Annotated in this window: 20 protein-coding genes; 18 read left to right on the top strand and 2 right to left on the bottom strand. The window is 60.4% G+C overall.

Annotation, left to right across the window (positions count from 1 at the left end; genetic code table 11):
* Positions 1 to 198: 198 nt before the first annotated feature.
* The 10 genes from infA (at position 199) to HMPREF3153_RS00055 (ending at position 7,445) form a co-directional block, all read left to right on the top strand.
* Positions 199 to 417, top strand: a complete 219-nt coding sequence (infA, locus tag HMPREF3153_RS00010) for a translation initiation factor IF-1 (RefSeq protein ID WP_004566852.1) — start codon at positions 199 to 201, stop codon at positions 415 to 417.
* A 182-nt stretch (positions 418 to 599) separates the two neighbouring features.
* On the top strand, positions 600 to 968 hold the full coding sequence (rpsM, locus tag HMPREF3153_RS00015) for a 30S ribosomal protein S13 (RefSeq protein ID WP_034656519.1): 369 nt from the start codon (positions 600 to 602) through the stop codon (positions 966 to 968).
* A 3-nt stretch (positions 969 to 971) separates the two neighbouring features.
* Positions 972 to 1,376, top strand: a complete 405-nt coding sequence (gene rpsK / locus HMPREF3153_RS00020) for a 30S ribosomal protein S11 (protein ID WP_034656521.1) — start codon at positions 972 to 974, stop codon at positions 1,374 to 1,376.
* Positions 1,377 to 1,397: 21 nt separating this feature from the next.
* Positions 1,398 to 2,003 carry a 30S ribosomal protein S4 gene (gene rpsD / locus HMPREF3153_RS00025; protein WP_005527812.1) on the top strand — a complete coding sequence of 202 codons (606 nt, stop codon included), beginning with the start codon at positions 1,398 to 1,400 and terminating at the stop codon, positions 2,001 to 2,003.
* Positions 2,004 to 2,117: 114 nt separating this feature from the next.
* Positions 2,118 to 3,128 carry a DNA-directed RNA polymerase subunit alpha gene (locus HMPREF3153_RS00030; RefSeq protein WP_005527816.1) on the top strand — a complete coding sequence of 337 codons (1,011 nt, stop codon included), beginning with the start codon at positions 2,118 to 2,120 and terminating at the stop codon, positions 3,126 to 3,128.
* Positions 3,129 to 3,203: 75 nt separating this feature from the next.
* A complete protein-coding gene (gene rplQ / locus HMPREF3153_RS00035) occupies positions 3,204 to 3,725 on the top strand; it encodes a 50S ribosomal protein L17 (RefSeq protein ID WP_070419697.1) in 522 nt (173 codons plus the stop codon).
* Between the two features lie 101 nt (positions 3,726 to 3,826).
* A complete protein-coding gene (locus HMPREF3153_RS00040) occupies positions 3,827 to 4,660 on the top strand; it encodes a trimeric intracellular cation channel family protein (protein ID WP_046646781.1) in 834 nt (277 codons plus the stop codon).
* Positions 4,661 to 4,675: 15 nt separating this feature from the next.
* A complete protein-coding gene (gene truA / locus HMPREF3153_RS00045) occupies positions 4,676 to 5,533 on the top strand; it encodes a tRNA pseudouridine(38-40) synthase TruA (protein ID WP_070419698.1) in 858 nt (285 codons plus the stop codon).
* A gap of 146 nt (positions 5,534 to 5,679) precedes the next feature.
* Positions 5,680 to 6,942: a type VII secretion protein EccB gene (eccB, locus tag HMPREF3153_RS00050; protein WP_246817124.1), complete on the top strand. Its 1,263-nt coding sequence runs from the start codon at positions 5,680 to 5,682 to the stop codon at positions 6,940 to 6,942.
* A 56-nt stretch (positions 6,943 to 6,998) separates the two neighbouring features.
* Positions 6,999 to 7,445, top strand: a complete 447-nt coding sequence (locus HMPREF3153_RS00055; protein WP_070419700.1) for a TIGR02611 family protein — start codon at positions 6,999 to 7,001, stop codon at positions 7,443 to 7,445.
* On the opposite strand, the gene HMPREF3153_RS00060 is transcribed toward HMPREF3153_RS00055, so the two are convergent.
* The gene (locus tag HMPREF3153_RS00060; RefSeq protein ID WP_246817125.1) at positions 7,417 to 8,559 is read right to left on the bottom strand and encodes a S8 family serine peptidase; all 1,143 of its coding nucleotides are present in this window, start codon (positions 8,557 to 8,559) and stop codon (positions 7,417 to 7,419) included. The two genes, HMPREF3153_RS00055 and HMPREF3153_RS00060, sit on opposite strands and share 29 nt — an antisense overlap.
* An 89-nt stretch (positions 8,560 to 8,648) precedes the next feature.
* Complete coding sequence (gene eccD, locus HMPREF3153_RS00065; protein WP_246817126.1) at positions 8,649 to 10,052, bottom strand: type VII secretion integral membrane protein EccD; 1,404 nt, start codon at positions 10,050 to 10,052, stop codon at positions 8,649 to 8,651.
* A gap of 416 nt (positions 10,053 to 10,468) precedes the next feature.
* On the opposite strand from eccD, the gene eccCa reads away from it, so the two are divergent.
* From eccCa to HMPREF3153_RS00105, 8 genes are all read left to right on the top strand, one after another.
* Positions 10,469 to 14,059 (top strand): type VII secretion protein EccCa, encoded by a 3,591-nt coding sequence (eccCa, locus tag HMPREF3153_RS00070; RefSeq protein WP_246817131.1) that lies wholly within the window; start codon positions 10,469 to 10,471, stop codon positions 14,057 to 14,059.
* Positions 14,056 to 15,198, top strand: coding sequence for a type VII secretion-associated protein (locus tag HMPREF3153_RS00075; protein ID WP_049160861.1), 1,143 nt, complete (start codon positions 14,056 to 14,058; stop codon positions 15,196 to 15,198). Before eccCa ends, HMPREF3153_RS00075 begins: the two co-directional genes overlap by 4 nt.
* Before the next feature lie 121 nt (positions 15,199 to 15,319).
* The gene (locus HMPREF3153_RS00080; RefSeq protein ID WP_034656525.1) at positions 15,320 to 15,637 is read left to right on the top strand and encodes a WXG100 family type VII secretion target; all 318 of its coding nucleotides are present in this window, start codon (positions 15,320 to 15,322) and stop codon (positions 15,635 to 15,637) included.
* A 64-nt stretch (positions 15,638 to 15,701) separates the two neighbouring features.
* Positions 15,702 to 15,989 (top strand): WXG100 family type VII secretion target, encoded by a 288-nt coding sequence (locus HMPREF3153_RS00085; protein WP_005527839.1) that lies wholly within the window; start codon positions 15,702 to 15,704, stop codon positions 15,987 to 15,989.
* Between the two features lie 334 nt (positions 15,990 to 16,323).
* Positions 16,324 to 16,767 carry a 50S ribosomal protein L13 gene (rplM, locus tag HMPREF3153_RS00090; RefSeq protein WP_034656527.1) on the top strand — a complete coding sequence of 148 codons (444 nt, stop codon included), beginning with the start codon at positions 16,324 to 16,326 and terminating at the stop codon, positions 16,765 to 16,767.
* The gene (rpsI, locus tag HMPREF3153_RS00095; protein WP_005527843.1) at positions 16,767 to 17,309 is read left to right on the top strand and encodes a 30S ribosomal protein S9; all 543 of its coding nucleotides are present in this window, start codon (positions 16,767 to 16,769) and stop codon (positions 17,307 to 17,309) included. Before rplM ends, rpsI begins: the two co-directional genes overlap by 1 nt.
* A gap of 126 nt (positions 17,310 to 17,435) precedes the next feature.
* On the top strand, positions 17,436 to 18,779 hold the full coding sequence (gene glmM / locus HMPREF3153_RS00100; RefSeq protein ID WP_070419701.1) for a phosphoglucosamine mutase: 1,344 nt from the start codon (positions 17,436 to 17,438) through the stop codon (positions 18,777 to 18,779).
* 137 nt (positions 18,780 to 18,916) lie between these two features.
* Positions 18,917 to 19,240, top strand: a complete 324-nt coding sequence (locus HMPREF3153_RS00105; protein WP_052953227.1) for a hypothetical protein — start codon at positions 18,917 to 18,919, stop codon at positions 19,238 to 19,240.

The raw sequence follows: 19,240 nt of genomic DNA on the forward strand, positions 1-19,240 counted from the left end.
CTAGAAGTGGTGCAACGACGGTCTGAACCCAAGGTCGCTACGACTCTGCAGGTAGATGAGTTTGGTGATTGCATCTGTGCAGCGTATGCTTGAGCGCTGGTGTATGTTTACGGATCTTAGGAACCGGGACGTCGCCAAGCAGTAGACACCAAACATGCAGGTGGCACGCACTTGTTGCCGCCTAGAAAAGTAGAGGTTATGGCTAAGGAAGGCGCAATCGAGGTCGAGGGTCGTATTATCGAACCTTTGCCAAACGCAATGTTCCGCGTCGAGCTCGACAACGGACACAAGGTTCTTGCTCACATTTCGGGCAAGATGCGTCAGCACTACATCCGCATTCTCCCTGAGGATCGCGTGGTTGTGGAGCTGTCCCCTTACGACCTAACCCGCGGACGCATCGTCTACCGCTACAAGTAAACACTGTAAGCCTCCTTACCCAACCGGCATAGCTTCGCTATGCCCACTCCACCTCAGGCTGCGATGGCCTGAGCCCGCGCTGGTAAGTAGCCCACAGATCCGGCATCGGCCCGGGCGAAGTGCTGCATGGAGCGGGACGGATAGGGAGAAAACCATCGTAACAACCCGAAAGGACACGCCACATGGCACGTCTAGCTGGTGTTGACCTCCCACGCAACAAGCGTATGGAGGTTGCTCTCACCTACATCTACGGCATCGGTCCAACCCGTGCCAAGGAACTGCTGGAAAAGACTGGCATTTCTCCTGACCTGCGCACCGACAACCTCGACGACGATCAGCTGTCGGCGCTGCGTGACGTAATCGAAGCTACCTGGAAGGTTGAGGGTGACCTCCGCCGTCAGGTTCAGGCTGACATCCGCCGCAAGATTGAAATTGGTTGCTACCAGGGCATCCGCCACCGTCGTGGCCTGCCTGTCCGTGGTCAGCGCACCAAGACCAACGCTCGTACCCGCAAGGGCCCGAAGAAGACGATCGCAGGAAAGAAGAAGTAATTCATGCCTCCAAAGACTCGCTCCGGCGCGCGTCGTACTGGCCGTCGCGTCGTAAAGAAGAATGTGGCCGCAGGCCACGCATACATCAAGTCCACCTTCAACAACACCATCGTGTCTATCACTGACCCGTCCGGTGCTGTTATCTCCTGGGCATCCTCCGGCCACGTCGGCTTCAAGGGATCCCGTAAGTCCACTCCGTTCGCTGCGCAGATGGCTGCTGAGAACGCTGCTCGCAAGGCAATGGAGCACGGCATGAAGAAGGTTGACGTTTTCGTCAAGGGTCCGGGCTCCGGCCGCGAGACCGCCATCCGTTCCCTGCAGGCTGCAGGCCTCGAGGTTTCCTCGATTACGGATGCAACCCCACAGCCGCACAACGGCTGCCGTCCAACCAAGCGCCGCAAGGTTTAAGGGAAAGGAAGAGGTAAGAAAATGGCTCGTTACACTGGCCCCGCTACCCGCGTATCCCGCCGTCTGCGCGTCGACTTGGTCGGCGGCGACATGGCATTCGAGCGCCGCCCGTACCCACCGGGACAGGCTGGCCGCAACCGCATCAAGGAGTCCGAGTACTTGCTGCAGCTTCAGGAGAAGCAGAAGGCAAAGTACACCTACGGTGTCCTTGAGCGTCAGTTCCGTCGTTACTACGCCGAGGCTAACCGCCGCCCGGGCAAGACCGGTGACAACCTGGTCGTTCTGCTCGAGTCCCGCCTCGACAACGTCGTCTACCGCGCTGGTCTGGCTAACACCCGTCGCCAGGCTCGTCAGCTTGTCTCCCACGGTCACTTCACCGTGAACGGCAAGAAGATCAACGTTCCTTCCTTCCAGGTTTCGCAGTACGACATCATCGATGTTCGTGAGCGTTCCCAGAAGATGGAATGGTTCGAAGACGCTCAGGACCGCCTCGTCGATGCCAACGTACCGGCATGGCTGCAGGTCGTTCCTGACACCCTGCGCATCCTCGTGCACCAGCTGCCCGAGCGCGCTCAGATCGACGTTCCGCTGCAGGAGCAGCTCATCGTCGAGCTTTACTCGAAGTAAACTCTGTAACCGAGTGCTGCCCCGGCTGCATTCGGAGAAGAGTGAATCTTCGAAACCTTCATCTTTACCCCTTCTACCGGCGTCATATAGCGGGCGTCGACAAGGAGAATTTCAATGCTCATTTCCCAGCGTCCTCAGCTCACCGAGGAATTCATCGACTCGTCTCGTTCTAAGTTCGTCATCGAACCGCTCGAGCCGGGCTTTGGTTACACCCTCGGTAACTCCCTTCGTCGTACTCTGCTGTCCTCCATCCCGGGTGCAGCAGTAACTTCCATCAAGATCGATGGTGTTCTTCACGAGTTCACCACCATCAACGGTGTGAAGGAAGACGTCTCTGAGATCATCCTCAACGTCAAGGGCTTGGTTCTGTCCTCCGACTCTGACGAGCCGGTTGTTATGTACCTGAGCAAGGAAGGCCCAGGCGTTGTTACCGCGGGCGATATCCAGCCGCCGGCTGGCGTGGAGATCCACAACCCGGATCTGCATATCGCATCCCTGAACGACACCGCCAAGCTGGACATGGAGCTCGTCGTCGAGCGTGGCCGCGGCTACGTTCCAGCAGCACCGACCTCTGGTGAAATCGGACGCATTCCGGTTGACCAGATTTACTCCCCGGTTCTGCAGGTCTCTTACAAGGTCGAGGCAACTCGTGTTGAGCAGCGCACCGACTTTGACAAGCTGATCATCGACGTCGAAACCAAGAACTCGATTTCTGCCCGCGATGCCCTGGCTTCCGCCGGCGGCACCTTGGTCGAGCTCTTCGGCCTAGCTCGCGAGCTGAACAATGCTGCTGAAGGCATCGAGATTGGTCCGTCCCCACAGGAGACGGAGTACATCGCGGCTTACAGCATGCCGATCGAGGACCTGAACTTCTCCGTTCGCTCCTACAACTGCCTGAAGCGTCAGGAAATCCACACCGTTGGTGAGCTCGCAGAGTGCACCGAGTCGGACCTGCTGGATATCCGCAACTTCGGTCAGAAGTCGATAAACGAGGTAAAGATCAAGCTGGCTAACCTGGGCCTGGCTCTCAAGGACACCCCTGAGGACTTCGACCCAACCCAGCTCGAAGGTTACGACGCAGAAACCGGTGACTTCAAGGATCCGTCTGCGGACGATTCCGAGTAAAGCACCACACTGAACTGCGGCTGGACTTTCCAGTCCAACCGCGCGCTCACTTTATCCGCACACGAGGAGTACATAATGCCAACCCCTAAGAAGGGTGCCCGTCTCGGCGGCTCCGCTACCCAGCAGGCTCACCTGCTGAGCAACCTGGCTGCTAGCCTGTTCGAGCACGGCGCAATCAAGACCACCGATGCGAAGGCGAAGATGCTTCGTCCTTACGCTGAGAAGATCATCACCAAGGCTAAGTCCGGCACTCTTGCTGACCGCCGCGCAGTGCTGAAGCTCATCCCGCACAAGGATGTTGTTGCGCACCTGTTCGACGAGCTGGGCCCGAAGTTCGAAGGCCGCGAGGGCGGCTACACCCGCACCATCAAGCTGGAGAACCGTACCGGCGACAACGCCCCGATGTCCCAGATCTCTCTCGTTCTCGAGGAGACCGTGACCTCCGAGGCTAACCGCGCTACCCGCGCAGCTGCTTCCAAGCAGGCTGAAGAGGCTAAGGTCGAGGAGGCCAAGGCTGAAGAGGCTGAGGAAGCAAAGGCAGAGGCAACCGAGGCAGAGGTCGAGGAGACCGCTGCTGAGGAGACCGAGGAGAAGTAAACTTCTCTTGCCTTAACTAGGCCGCAGAACCACCTTAGGTGGGGCTGCGGCCTTTTGTTATGCTTTCTGGGCCATATAACCCCGACCATAACGTATACTCTATGACCCCGCTGTTTACTGTGCTGTACGTAATCGGCATCGTCTCCGAGGCGATGACCGCTGCGCTGTCCGCTGGCCGGCAAAAGATGGATTTGTTCGGCGTCATCATGTTGGGCGCTGTCACCGCATTGGGCGGCGGCACGATCCGTGACATGGTACTGGGCGCCTACCCGTTGACGTGGGTGGCGGAACCGCGCTTCCTCTTGGCCGTGGTGGCCGCCGCCGTCGCCACGGTTTACATGTCCTTCCTCATGCACTATTTCCGGCATGTATTCCTGCTTCTCGACGCCCTGGGCCTTGCGGTATTCAGCGTTCTTGGTGCTCAGAAGGCCCTGGAACATGGCCATGGGTTGGTTATCGCTGCCGTGGCGGCGGTGCTGACCGGCGTCTTTGGCGGTATTTTGCGTGACTTGTTGTCCGACCGTATTCCGCTGGTCTTGTCCGCGGAGCTGTACGCCTCCATTTCTGTTCTTGCTGCCTTTTCTTACGCGGGATTGATGGAGCTGGGGCTCAGCGCTGAGGTCGCTGGCGTAGTCACGGTATGCCTGGCGTTGGCGCTGCGCGTGGCCGCGATCTACTTCGGATGGTCGCTGCCGGTGTTTGAGTACCGGGGAGCCGAGCAACCCATGGACCCGCGCCTGCGCTTGTCAGCCCGCATTGTTCGGGATGGCGCCCGCAAGGCCAAGCGCAAAGCCGGCCAGGCCAAGGAGAATCTAAAGCACCCCAAGCGGGCTGGCTATGCCGCGTTGAACAAGCTGGGCGTGAGCAAGAGCGCGAAGGGCCAGCGCGCGTCCCAGGATTGGGAACTCAATCGCGAGTGGAATGCCAGCGACTAGGTAGGATCAGCATCCATGACTAACGTTCGCCTTCGCCTAGACCTGGCCTACGACGGCACCGACTTCCACGGGTGGGCCCGCCAGAAGGGGGATTTGCGTACAGTCCAAGGGATTCTCGAGGACAATCTCTCAATGATCCTGCGCCACGACGTAGAGCTGACCGTCGCGGGGCGTACCGATGCAGGCGTGCATTCCGCGGGGCAGGTAGCGCACTTCGACGTGCCGTCGGAGGCTCTAGATCAGCGATCGATTGATGGGGACCCGGCCAAATTGGTGCGTCGTCTAGCAAAGCTCCTTCCTGAAGACGTTCGTGTGCATGCCTGCACAGCGGCGCCAGAGGGATTCGACGCCCGCTTCTCGGCACTGCAGCGCCACTACGTTTACCGCATAACCACGCACCCACGCGGCGCACTTCCGACCCGCGCGCGGGATACCGCGCAGTGGCCAAAACCGGTGGACATTGACGCAATGCAGGAAGCCGCGACCACCTTGGTGGGTCTCCACGACTTCGCTGCGTTCTGTAAGACCAAGCCGCACGCCACCACCATCCGGGACCTGCATTCCTTCGAGTGGGTGGACGTCTCCACGCCCACCGAGCCGCAGCTCTATGAAGCACGCGTCTGCGCAGATGCCTTCTGCTGGTCTATGGTGCGTTCCTTGGTGGGCTGTTGCTTGCGCGTGGGCGAGGGTGCACGCGACGTCGACTTCGCCGCAGCGATGCTCGCTGAGAGTCAGCGTTCTTCCCAAATACCGCTGGCGCCAGCCAAAGGATTGAGCTTGGTACGTGTGGACTATCCGGCCGATGAGGAGCTCGCGGCGCGCGCGGCGGTGACTCGGGATCGTCGCGCTGCGGATGACGTGCAGTTGGGCTAAAGTAGCGCGCAGACTTACACAAATAAGCGCAGTCGCGTGAGGCGGTGGGGTGCCGCCTTAAAATCCTTAGGGTAGGGGTTCGTTGACGCCATCCGCGGGGTGCGCACTGCGCGTGAATTTCGGGGGAGGTTCGCATGGCTCGTCCCATGCCTACGACAAAAGCACACGTCTCAGGGTATAAGTTTCTGCGCCGACGGGTGGAACACGGCTTGGTTCTGGGCGATATCCGGATGATTCATGATCCGCTCGCCAAGCGGCGCCGCGCGCTCGTCTTCGGCATCATCGCCGTGGCCTTTCTAGGGGTTGGCTCGGGGCTTATGGCGTGGTTGCAACCCAATCCCAATCCGGGGGATGCGCCCATCGTGCGCACGGACCAAGGCCAGCTCTTTGTTCTGGTGAATGAGGCCTACCATCCAGTCGCTAATCTGACGTCCGCACGTTTGATTGTGGGCGAGCCGGCGACGCCGCATGCCATCGGCACGGACTTTCTGAGCGGTGCCCGCCTAGGCGCGCCGCTGGGAATTGCAGATGCGCCGAACTATCTGGCGGATCCCACCTCGCCGCATTCGGCGTGGGCAGCCTGCTATTCGCCGCAGGAAGACGTAGGCGATGAAAACCTCACGACCATCGACGACGATGCGGGGCGCCCAGGAGAGACCATCGTCGTGGCGAATGCGGATGTGCAAGGATTCACAGCGCAGGCCGCAGCCTTGGTGGAGTCCGGTGGCAAGAAGTGGTTGCTCACCGAGGCAGGGCGCGTGGCATTGCCCGCGGACACGAGCACACAAGGCAGGGTGCTGCGCCGCGCATTAGGGCTGCGCGATGACACGTATACGTGGAAAGTCTCAGAGGAGCTTCTCAATGCTTTCGCAGAGTTGCCGCCGCTGTCCTTTCCAGCGGAGCTACCGAAGATCCTGGATACCGGTGACGGCCTGTGGGCGCGCAGTGAGCAGGGAGTAGCAGCGATTACTCCCACTCAGGCGGAGATGCTGGTGGGGATGGGGGCGCAGCGCCTGAACACTGAAGCAACGGAGGTCGCAGCGCTTGGCGACGCCCCATTAGGCTTCAACCTGCCTTCTACCAGGCACGAGTTCCATGGCCCCGATGCGGGCTGGCTGTGCGCCAACGACGAAGGCGGAGGTGCTCTCAGCACACCAGTCGCGGGCAGCGTCGCCGTGGCGGGCGAAAGCGCTGCAGACCGGTTCGTGGGCCTAGAAGCTGGCGGGGTGGGCGTCGACAGTGGTCATGGCTACCATGTGATTTCCGCTACTGGACTTCGGCATGCAGTCTCCCAAGGCACCCTCATGGAGGCTCTCGGGACTACCAGTGACGTGCAGGTTCCTTGGGAAATTTTGCGGCTTCTGCCTGAGGGATCGCCCCTGGAGCGAGATGAGGCGCTGCGCGGCTGAAAGCGGTGCTCGGAAGAGATGCAGGCGGGCCGGACAGGTAGCTAGAATCAGTGCGCATGGGAACAATGCGCGAGGCGGTGCATGAGCGCGTAGAGAATTTTCGTGACCGGCACTCGCGCTCAAAGGAAGCCAAGTACGGCTTCTTGGTCCGTCCACTGACGCTGACCTTGGGATGGACCATGCTGATCGTCGGACTCATCACCATCCCGCTGCCCGGCCAAGGATGGCTCACCACCTTCGTAGGAATCGGGATTCTCTCCCTTGAGGTGCACTGGGCCCGTCACCTTTTGGAGTGGGGTGTTCACCAATACGATCGCTTCTTCGACTGGTTTGGCCGTCAATCCATGCGTACCCGCGCGCTGCTCATCACCTTGCTGATCGTGATTATTTGGCTCGTCTTCGCGCTCATTCTGTGGGGGTCATGGGCAACCGGATACCTGGACTTCCTCAACGGTTTCTTCGCGTGGTTGGGAATCACGCGTCCCGAATTCGGCGCAGCGTAGCGCCTAAGACAACAAGCCCGCCCAATGAGGCCACGAGCGCCATCAACCGCGCGGGCGCAACACTGCGTTCAGCGGCGGCTGGCCGAACAACTACGGACTTTTCTGGTGCAGCTGCATCAGCGCTCGCGTTGGGGCTTTCCCGATCCTGGTGGAAGGTCAGGGCGCTGAGCGGATCGATGAAACCGTTGCCTGGTTCGGCAGCAGCATAGATGCGGGCACGCAGCTGCGCGGGGCTTTCATGCGGATAGCGCTGCGCGAGCAAGGCGACGGTTCCGCTGAGAACCGGTGCGGCAAAGGAGGTGCCGTGGAATGGGGAGGGCTGGCCGTCGCCGGTGGTCTTGGCGCGTGCCCACTCGCCGCCAGGGGCTAGCGCCAAGGGCACGTGGCCGTCGGCGCTGAGACGACGATCCTTGTCGTGAATAGGGATGGAATACTCGGCGACGTCGTGGGCGTTTGCCAGTGCGCCCACGGCCAGCACGGTGGCAGCATGCGCAGGATAGACCACGTCTTCTTTGGTGCAGCCGCCCGAGGACGCATTGCCGGAAGCTGCAACAATCACCGCACCGCTATCCTCGGCCCGCTGCAACGCGGCGTCGAGATCGCGCGTGTCCACCCGGTGTGCGTCCTTGCGCGGAACGCAGGAGATTACAGAAATGTTGATGACTTTGGCTCGCTCATCCAGAGCGCTGTTGATCGCAGCGGCAAGCGTCTCCAAGGTCCCGGAGGAACTGAGGTTGTCCTCTGAGCGATGGCGGTAGTGCCCGCTGGTCTGCCGGATAGACACAATTTCCGCACGGGGTGCGATGCCGATGTCATAGCCAGCAATCACGCCGGCGACGGCCGTTCCATGGATATCGCAATCCCGTAGGGAATCGGGTTCTTCCGGGGTGACGAAGTCGCTGCCGCCGCGTAACGCCCGTAGTTGCGGATGCGGGCTGACACCAGTGTCGATGACGGCCACGGTGATTCCTTCACCGGTGGCAAAGGAATGCAGCCGTGCCCGGTACGCCGCTTGTTCCTGCGAGGAACGCGGTGAACGCTCCGCAGGAATAGGCACTGCGCATGCGACGTCAGGTTCGCGGGCCTGCGCCGGCGCGGGAAGAATCAACGACACCCCAAGAAGCATCAATGTAGCCGCCACCCGAAGTGAGCGGGCGAGAGCGCAGCCTGAGGCAAAAGACTCCTGAGCTTGCATGGCGTTTCCTATCCGAGACCACGGATGAGAAGGAAGATGCCTGCCACGTGTGCGGCTAGCGGTAAGCACGCCGCAATCGCGAGCGTCTCAGCGCGCTCGCACCACGCAATCGTGGTGGGCGCAGCCAGCGCAACCTTGGACGCCCACAGGGGAGTGGACACCATCGCAGCGAGCACACCTACAGCGAGTGCGCTGAGTACCCAGATGCTCCACGGCGGACTGGTGGTGAGAGCGCTCCAGCTGCGGGCAGCATAGATAGCGGCCACAGCCGTGGCGGCCACCGCCAGCCCAGTCAATGCCCACGATGACACCACGCGGGCATGGCGTACCGCATGCAGCACCGTGGCGCCAGCGAGTGCCACGCACAAGAGCTGGGCGAAGAGGACCGCCACTAGGTTGGTAGAGCTCACCGGCATTACGGCCAGAAGCGCCAATGCCGGAAGGCCCGCCGCGGCAGCGCCGATGCACACGCCCTCGTAGGCCAGCCCGGCGCGATCTGCGCGCTGATCCACGTCATCCTGCACGGAGTCCGAGACGTTGAGGTCTTGTCCCGCGGTGGGCAGTTGCGGAACCTTGAGCCCGACTAGGTGCGTAGTGAAGGAGGGCGCACCGGCCAGCAGTATCACCGTCGCAGCGAGCGCGCATGCAGCGCCTGCTGAGGGAACTACTTCCGGTGTCTGGGCGCCCACGAGGTCGGCGCCCTGCGCGCCGGGCAGTAGGCTGCCGGCGGCGCCGATCGCGCACAACGATGCGGTGGTCAATGTGGCAAGGCTCAAGCGCATCCCGCCTAACTTGGTGGCGTGGCAGGCTGCCAGAGCAATAAGCGCCCCGACGCACCCGGCCCAGAGCGCCCAGGGGCGTTCGGCTTCTTGGGGCGAGATAAACACCCAGCCCGCGACGGCTGCCGCAGCGATACACAGGCAGGTCAAGAGAGCCGAACGCGTCCATAACGCCAGTACGAATGCTCCTAGTGCAACGAGCATGGCGGCCGGAAGCAGGCCCAGCGTGGCCGCGATGATGCTGCTTGCGGCAAGCAAACCGGCGCCCGCCCACACGGTTGCGGATTGCGCTGGCAGTCCCGCCGCCGCATTGTGGGCTAGAGCTTCTGCCGCGTCACGCACTACCGGCGCCGGTTTCTCTTCGACCGGCTCGATGATGAGTACCGAGCCATCACGCAACGGTGTTCTTTCAAGCATGGTGCTAAGCGGGATTGCCTTGCCGCCCGCAGTGCTTGCCTGGAGTGGGACGGTGAAAATGGGGGCGTCGACAAGCTGCATCAGCTCCCCTAAAGACTCCCCAATGCTGGCAGCCAGCGGCAGCGCAACGTCTGCCTCCTTGCGGAATTCAAAAATATGGAATCGCACCGTGACCCGCACTGATTGCGCCTGCGTGGTGCTCAAAACTTCCGTCATGCAGAAATCCTCCCCCGAGAAAAACTGGTGCCTTATGGGCCTTCCCCACAAGGCTTCCCCCTTGCCTAACTCCACACATTGTGGCTTACTAGTGGCATCGTGTCCACCGCAAACGGTTAATCCGATTCACGGTGATGCATGGTGTAGGGCTGGGGTGCCGTGCACTGTGCAACGTAGTGAAAAGCAGTGGGGACGTGGGGAAATCGGAGGGATTTTATGGGGGAATTATGTCCATACCTGGACTCTCACATGCGTTATACAACGGAGTAAACAATTCGCTTGCGCGCGAAAAGATTGTCGAAGTACTAGATTCCGGCCAGCGTGAACCAGCACCACCTTTGCCGCAAGGCAGCGTGGATGCGGAGGCAGTGCCGGAGGCGGTGCGACCGCAACCGGTGCCTTTGATACGTATTCTTATGCCGCTGGTGATGGTTGGCGCGATGCTGGGCATGGTTGCATTGATGGTGTTGGGTGCGGGGCCAGAACGCCGCGTGAGCCCGATGAGCTTGATGTTTCCGCTCATGATGCTGGCGAGCGTCTTCATGATGTTCAATCCACAAGGCGGCGATCAGAATCCCGATGAGACGCGGCGGACCTACCTGCGGCACCTGAAGGCGTTGCGGGAAAAAGTCTTGGAGCTGTCAGCGGCGCAACGCGCGCATGAGGAGCACCGAAATCCGGCGCCCGAACAGGTGGCAGCGTTGGTGGGAAGTTACCGGATGTGGGAGCGCGTCGCCGACGACCCCGATGCGCTTGAAGTGCGCGTGGGCACTGGGCCGATGGCTTTGTGCGTGCCCATCAACGTGCCTGATTCAGGTGCCACGGAAGACCTTGATCCGGTGTGTGCGGTGAGCGTGCGGCACACGGTCAATGCCTTGCGGACGTTGGCGGAGATGCCGGTGGTCATTCAGCTGCAGGCATTTACCTGCCTGGGGCTTTCGGGGGAGCGAGCCGCGGATGTGGCACGTGCGATGTTGCTGCACTTGGCCGTGGCCCATGGCCCGGAGACGGTGGGCATTGAGCTGTACCCGCGGTGCAACACCGAGTGGGAGTGGGTCAAATGGTTGCCGCATACGAAAAGGCCTGAGCAGGCACGGTTTCGCATTGTGCTTGTCGACGCCACCCGCATCCCAGCGCATGCCGATCTACCGGAGGATGATGAGGTCACGAGCTATCTCTGCGTGGGCGTGCAGCGGCATACGCCGCTTGGGCAGCGTGCGGAAGAAGACGGAATCTTTCTCGTAGCAGGCGAGGATTTGCAGGTCGTTACCGCTGCAGGGGATGAGGTACTGGGTGTGCCCGATGACGTCGATGCTGAGACAGCGCTGCTGGTCGCGCGACAGCTGGCACAGTATCGCCGTCCCGACTTGCACGGCGCGGTCCGCTCGCGCAGGCGCAGTAACGACCTCATGGATCTGGTGGGCTGTGGGGACATCGATGAGCTGGCCGCCAGTGGAATGTGGGCGGGCAGACAGGCTGAGCAACGCCTCAAGGTCCCGATTGGGCTGGACGAGGTAGGGCAACCGGTGTACCTCGACCTCAAGGAATCCGCGCAGGGCGGCATGGGGCCACATGGTCTGTGCATTGGGGCTACCGGCAGCGGAAAGAGCGAATTGCTGCGAACACTCGTTGCCTCACTTGCTGCGACCCATAGTCCGAAAGAACTCAACCTAGTCCTGGTCGACTTCAAGGGCGGTGCGACCTTCCTGGGCTGCGATACGCTGCCGCATACCTCGGCTGTCATCACCAACCTGGAAGAAGAGTCTACGCTGGTGGAGCGTATGCACGATGCCATTTCTGGTGAGATGAATCGCCGTCAAGAGCTGCTGCGCGCAGCAGGAAACTTTGCCAACGTCGATGCTTTCAACGCCGCTCCGCGCGCGGTAGAGGAGTTTGGCCGCATCCCGGCTCTTGTCATCGTGGTCGATGAATTCTCTGAGCTGTTGGGACAGCATCCCGACTTCGCGGAGCTCTTCGTCGCGGTGGGCAGGCTTGGCCGTTCCCTGCACGTGCACCTGTTGCTGGCTTCGCAACGCCTAGAGGAAGGGCGGTTGCGTGGACTGGATTCTCACTTGTCCTATCGCATTGGTTTGAAGACTTTTTCTGCTGCGGAATCACGGCAGGTTCTCGGCGTCACGGACGCCTATCATCTGCCCGCCCAGCCCGGCGCGGGCTATCTTAAGACGGATGCTGACGCGCCAACGCGCTTCCAAGCCGCCTACGTTTCGGGCCCGGTAGAGCGTCGCGTCGCAGCACCAGAATCCCAAGGCACTGCGGACTCCGCGGGGCGAATGCAGCAGACGCGGCCGCGCGTGACGTTCTTCTCCGGATGGGCGCCGGCACAGGATGAGGACGTTGACGCGCACGCAGTAGCAGCGCAGCACACGGTGGTTGATGAGTCGCAGTCGCTTCTCGACGCCCTCGTTGCAGCCGCCGAGCTGGAGGCGCGGCGTCGCCAGCAGCATGCGCACCGCATTTGGCTGCCGCCGCTGCCACCTGTGGTGGAGCTTTCCGCAGTGGTGGCAACACCTGAAGACCAGGGTAGGAATGCAGGTGCACAGCCCTTCCTAGAGGCGGCGATCGGCATCATCGATAGGCCTTTTTACCAGCGTCAAGACCCGCTCGTGGTGGATCTTGCTGCGGAAGGTGGGCACCTCGCCATTTGTGGCGGCCCGCAATCCGGAAAGTCGATGGCCCTGCGCAGCGTGGTGACGGCATTAGCTGTGGTGAACAAACCGGCGCACGTGCGCTTCTACGTCATTGATCTGGGTGGTGGGCAGTTGACCGCGCTAGCACGGCTGCCGCACGTTGCGGGAGTGGCCAGCCGGGATGAGCCCGAGAAGGTCCGGCGAATTGTGGATGAGGTGGCGGGCCACATTCGCCGCCCCAGTGAACCACATACGTTCCTCGTCATCGATGGATGGCATCACATCGGCACTGCCGGCGCCGAGTACGAAGACCTGGCGGAGCCCGTCACCGCAATCGTGGCCGATGGTGCATCGGCGCGGGTTCACGTGGTGGTCACCACCAACCGGTGGACTAGTATGCGCCCGAATGTCCGCGATCTGATTTCCCAACGTCTTGAACTGCGCCTTGGCGAAGCGATGGATTCGCTCATCGACCGCAAAGCGCAGCAGAAGCTCCCCGCCGCGCCGGGCCGGGGACTCACGGTGGGCGGCGAGAACATGCTCATTGCGGCCACGGCCAATCAAGACCTAGCGCATGTCGCAAGGATTCACGTCGATTCTGAACCGGTGCCTGCACTCAAGATGCTGCCGGACGTGCTGCGTGAGGTCGAAAACGTGGAAGGAATCAGCGGAATCACCTGGGGTATCGGCGGGCCCGACCTGGAACCGCTGGCCTGGGATCCCGCGGCGACGCCACACGTGGTGTGCGTGGGCTCCCAAGGCTCTGGAAAGTCAGCGTTTCTCAGCACTGTGTTGCAAGGAATAGAAAAGCTTCCGCGGGAGGAAGCGCGCATCGTCGTCATCGACCACAGGCGCGCGCACCTGGGGACACTCGAACCTGACATGGTGGCGGCCTACGCGGCCAACACCGCGGCCACACAGCAGACGATCATCGATACAGCGCGCACCCTGGAGGCGCGTCTTCCTGGCGCGGACGTGACGCCCGCTGAGCTCGCCGCGCGTTCCTGGTGGCAGGGCTCGGACATTTACCTGGCAATTGATGACTTGGATTTGGTCAGCGAGATTGCCTTGGCGCCTTTACTTGAACTGCTTCCGCATGCGCGTGATATCGGGCTGCACCTGCTGATTGCTCGCAAATCGGGCGGAATTGGCAGGGCACTTTATAGCCAGTTCCTCTCCGCCGTCCGCGACCTTCAACCCGCAGTATTTCTTCTCGACTCCGATCGTGAGGAAGGCACCATCTTCGGCCTCAAACCCGCGGCCCAACCACCTGGACGCGGTCAGTGGTCCATTCGTGGCGCCCTCGTTGGCGTTGCCCAATCTCTTTACACCGAATCAACCCAGGAGAACTTCTCATGACTTCCACTCTTTCCGGCCAATTCTCTTCCGCAGGGCTCGGCGACACCGACACTCTCATAATCACCATTTTGGATGCAGCCACCATCTACGAGGGCCCAGAAACGGTCTATCGTTATGACCTTCCCGGTACCGGCATCGTGGATGGCTGGGCGCTGTCCCCAGTAGTAGAGCAGTGTTCCAAGATTTGTGGTCCGCAATGGCCAGAGGTAACAGCTGAGGTCATCGTCGACGTTTCCGGCACAGAAATTTCGGTGGAGGCGGCGGCAATTTTGCGTAGGCAACTCGAAGTGGCGGGGGTCTTGGTGGCTTCAGATACCGATGCCGAATACGCCGGGCCTGTATTTACACCCGACATGGAACCCGCAGAAACGCCGACCCAAGAATTCCACGTAAAGAACACTTCAGTCACCGAGCGCCCAAGTGTGGGATATGAACTTGATGATCGTGGGCACCAGGAGCACATGCTTGACGACGCCGCGACTTCGAAACCTAAAGCAAAGCCCCGCAAGGCAACCAAGCAGCCGAAACTCAAGCCCCTCTCATTGCCCGCCTGGTTTGATCCTTTTTATGCGGGTATTGCTGCAGTCGTATTCACTGTCGCTGGCCTGTCCTGGTGGGCAATGGGGCGCCACGAGGAACAATCATCAGTAGAGCAACTTTCGCAGACGGTAGCCCAAGCGCCACAACCAAGCGCTGCGCCAAGTAGCGTCCCTGCCGCTGAGGAAGCCAAACCGGGTTTGAACCCAGGGCAGAAGGAACTCGACGTTGAGGGGATGAACGTGGTTCTCCCACAAGGTTTCCACCCCAAGGTTGAAGATGGCGTGGTGACAGTAACCGGTGAGGACCCGGATCTGCGCATTTTGCTTTCCGCTGATCCCCTCTACGCAGTGCCAGTGGACATGCTTTTTAAGGAGCTGCACGCGGAAATCGAAACGGATCCTGCTTTATCCGAGCCAAGAGAGGAAGCTGGGCGCTTAAACTATCTGGAAGATCCTGGCGACGGTTCCAAGGTGTCGTGGATGACATGGGCCGATGGCGAGCACCAGCTTTCGGTTGGATGCCATACGCGCTACGAGCCGAATGTGGTGCAAAAAGCCGCTTGCCGCATGGCAGCGGAGTCATTGGTGAAGAAGAACTAAAGAGTTTTTCGGTTCCGGGGAACCGATTCTGATTCAGCGCAGTCTAATAAGTATGAGAAAGCCGCACTCGGCTTTTTCGGGGGAAATACACACCACTTTGAGCCCAAGGAAGGGGCAAGAAATGACTCAGCTGTTTAAGACTGAAGCCGATGTAATGGTGGCTACTGCTGGACGCGTGGACTCCACCAATGACGAGGTGCAGGGGGAACTCACTCGTCTGCAGGGCGTCGTGGACTCGGTGCGTTCCAACTGGGATGGCCGTGCGCAGGTCTCATTCGACAATCTCATGCAGCGCTACAACACCTCGGCACAGCAGCTGCGCGAGGCGCTGACCGCAATCTCTGACAACATCCGTGACAACGCTCGCAACTTCGACGATGTAGAAGCCACCAACGCGCAGGCCTTTTCCAACGTCGGCGGAGCAGGCCTTGCCCTCTAAGCCGTTCAAGGCTTAAAACTCACAGCACAACTGGCAATCACAGGAAGACGCAAAGAAGGAAAACATGTCTGCTATCAAGTACGAATTTGGCGCCATCGCGGGTGCTGCTGCCGATATCAACTCCACTTCCGGCCGCATCAACGGTTTGCTCGGGGACCTCAAGTCCACCCTGCAACCAATGGTGGCTACCTGGGAAGGCGAATCGGCCGCGGCTTATAACGAGGCGCAGGCAAAGTGGGACAACGCTGCTGCAGAGCTCAACACTGTTCTGGCCACCATTTCCAAGACCGTCTCGCAGGGCAACGACGCAATGAGTGACGTCAACCGCCGTGCGGCAGCAAGCTGGGGCTAAGGAGGAGTTGCTCATTCGCATCGAGCCGGGCCAATCTTCTTAAACACACCACACCGAGTAGGGAGCAAGGCGAACGCAACTGGTCTCGATGCACGCACCCCGGGCTTTGATATAAGCCCGGGGTGCGTATGTTTTCGCACCCTTAGTGCGAGAGGGGCATCGCCAAGCAAAGCGTTTTGGGTTTTGAGCAGCTGACGGCTAAAGTTGTAGCCCTATGTGTTTGCATCCTTTTGGGGTGCGCGCTTTCTGCAGGTCTCCACCGGCCGCTGTATGGAAGCGTAAGACATTCATAGCGTTGGCCGGCAGTCCTCAGACAGACTTTCAAGGAGTCATTTTGTCTACTTTCCACCCGAAGAGCGGTGACATCACCCGCAAGTGGTACGTCATCGACGCTACCGATGTGGTGCTGGGCAAGCTTGCTTCCACCGTTGCAGACATGCTGCGCGGTAAGCACAAGCCACAGTTCGCACCGAACGTTGATTGCGGCGACCACATCATCATCCTGAACGCGGACAAGATCCACGTTTCCTCCAACAAGCGCGAGCGCGAGATGCGCTACCGTCACTCCGGTTACCCGGGCGGCCTGAAGTCCATGACTCTTGGTCAGTCCCTGGACACCAACCCGGTTCGCGTTATCGAAGAAGCTGTGAAGGGCATGATGCCGCACAACAAGCTTTCCGACGCCTCCATCAAGAAGCTGCACGTCTTCGTTGGTGAGGAGCACCCTTACGCCGGTCAGAAGCCGGAGACCTTCGAGTTTAAGCAGGTGGCACAGTAATGACCGAGCAGAACATCGCAAACGCTGACAACAACGTAGCCGACGCTGCCGACATCGCTGCAGCAACCGCTGCTACCGAGGAGTTCACCAACACCATCGGTGATTCCATCGCTACCTCCACCGAGGCAGAGGTTGAGACCGCTGCTCCGATTCACGAGGGCCCGATCCAGACCGTTGGTCGCCGTAAGCGCGCCATCGCTCGTGTTCGCCTCGTTGCTGGTTCCGGCGAGATCACCGTGAATGGCCGTTCCTTCGACAACTACTTCCCGAACAAGCTGCACCAGCAGGACATCCTCCTGCCGCTGACCCTGCTTGAGCGCGAAGGCCAGTTCGACATCAAGGTCACCGTTTCTGGCGGCGGCCCAACCGGCCAGGCAGGCGCTCTGCGTCTGGCTATCGCCCGCGCACTCAACGTCTACAACCCGGCTGACCGCCCGGCCCTCAAGAAGGCTGGCCTGCTCACCCGTGACGCACGTGCCGTGGAGCGTAAGAAGGCTGGTCTGCACAAGGCACGTCGTGCCCCGCAGTACTCCAAGCGTTAATTCTTCGCTTACGTACAGCTCGAGCCGTTGCTTCCTTTTCGGAAGCGACGGCTTGTGCCGTTTTCGCACCCGGCAAGGCTTACCTCATGCTGCGTGGTAATGGGGCCAACGTGCATAATTGAATCCATGACTCGACTTTTCGGAACCGACGGCGTTCGTGGTCTCGCGAATGAAAAACTCACCCCTATCCTGGCTCTGCGGTTGGGACAAGCGGCGGCGCAGGTGCTCACGGCAAACCGTGAGTCTTATGAGCGCCGCCCACTAGCCATCATTGGACGCGACCCCCGTGTCTCCGGCGAAATGCTGGATGCCGCCATTGCTTCTGGCCTGGCCTCCCGTGGCATCGACGTCGTGCGGGTGGGAGTTTTGCCCACCCCAGCTATTGCATTCCTGACCGATGATTATGGGGCAGACCTGGGCGTGATGATTTCCGCATCCCACAACCCGATGCCAGACAACGGCATCAAGTTCTTCTCCGCGGGCGGCAAGAAGCTGCCTGACGACGTCGAGGATCGGATCCAGGCCGCCATGGAAACCCTGACCGAGAATGGGCCTACGGGTACCAAGCTCGGCCGCATTATTTCCGAAGCTCCGGACGGTCGTGAGCGCTACCTGAAGCACCTAGCCGAGGTGGTCACCACTGATCTTTCCGGAATCAAGGTAGTTGTTGACACCGCAAACGGTGCCGCCTCGAAGGTTGCGCCGAAGGCATACGCGGATGCCGGTGCTGAGGTCATCGCAATCCACAACAAGCCGAACGCGTTCAACATCAATGAAGACTGCGGTTCTACCCACATCGAGAAGACCCAGGCGGCCGTGGTGGAATATGGCGCTGATCTCGGCTTGGCGCACGACGGTGACGCGGATCGCTGCCTGGCTGTCGACGCCGAGGGAAACGTCGTTGACGGTGACCAAATCATGGCCCTTCTGGCAGTGGGCATGAAGGAAGAAAATGACCTGCGTTTCAACACTCTCGTTGCAACGGTGATGTCGAACCTTGGCTTGAAGCTGGCCATGCAGGAGCAGGGCATTGAGGTTAAGGAAACCGCTGTCGGTGACCGCTACGTGCTGGAAGAGCTCAACCGCGGTGACTACTCGTTGGGCGGCGAGCAATCTGGACACTTGGTTCTGCCTGATGACTGCACCACTGGTGATGGCACCCTGACTGGTTTGTCCATCATGGCTCGCATGGCTAAGTCGGGGAAGTCCCTCAAGGAACTGGCATCAGTGATGACTGTGCTGCCGCAGGTGCTCATTAACGTGCCTGTCTCTGATAAGTCCAGCATCATGTCTTCCGCCGAAGTACTGGAAGCAATTGCTGTAGCAGAAGAAGAGCTCGGTTCCACCGGCCGCGTGTTGTTGCGTCCGTCTGGCACGGAGGAGCTGTTTCGCGTGATGGTTGAGGCCGCTGAGAAGGAGCAGGCTCGCAAGGTTGCTGGAAGGCTCGCAGCTGTAGTCTCCGCAGTCTAATCCGCAGACTGAGCGGTAGCCGGGAACCACGAATTCCTTGTGGTTCCCGGTTTCTGTAGTTTTGGGGGAACCGTCAGAGGCAAAGCGCAGTCCAATAAGGGCAGGAATTGATCTCGGCTGGCCTAGGAGTGCCTACAGTGACGGATGTATTTTTTGATGAGCAAGATATAGCTCAGCGTATTAACCGCGTCTTGGATGAGACACAAATTCAACGCATCGCCCATCTAGCAGATGCTCCCTCGTTTCCGCCCAGTGCCGCTGGGCGCGACTTTGCGGGACATGGGGCGCGGATTCAGGAGATGTTGGAACGCCTGCATGAGAGAGGCACGTGGCGTTTGGACAATATAGCTTCGCACGCCGAAGCAGTACGGGCGCAAGTACAGGAATTTTCAGAGGCCGATATTGAGCATTCTGGGAATTTGACTCGCGTAACCCCGGACTTGGCGGGAGGGGAGAAATGA

The organism is Corynebacterium sp. HMSC06C06, assembly GCF_001807295.1.
In the GTDB taxonomy this organism is placed as follows: domain Bacteria; phylum Actinomycetota; class Actinomycetes; order Mycobacteriales; family Mycobacteriaceae; genus Corynebacterium; species Corynebacterium striatum.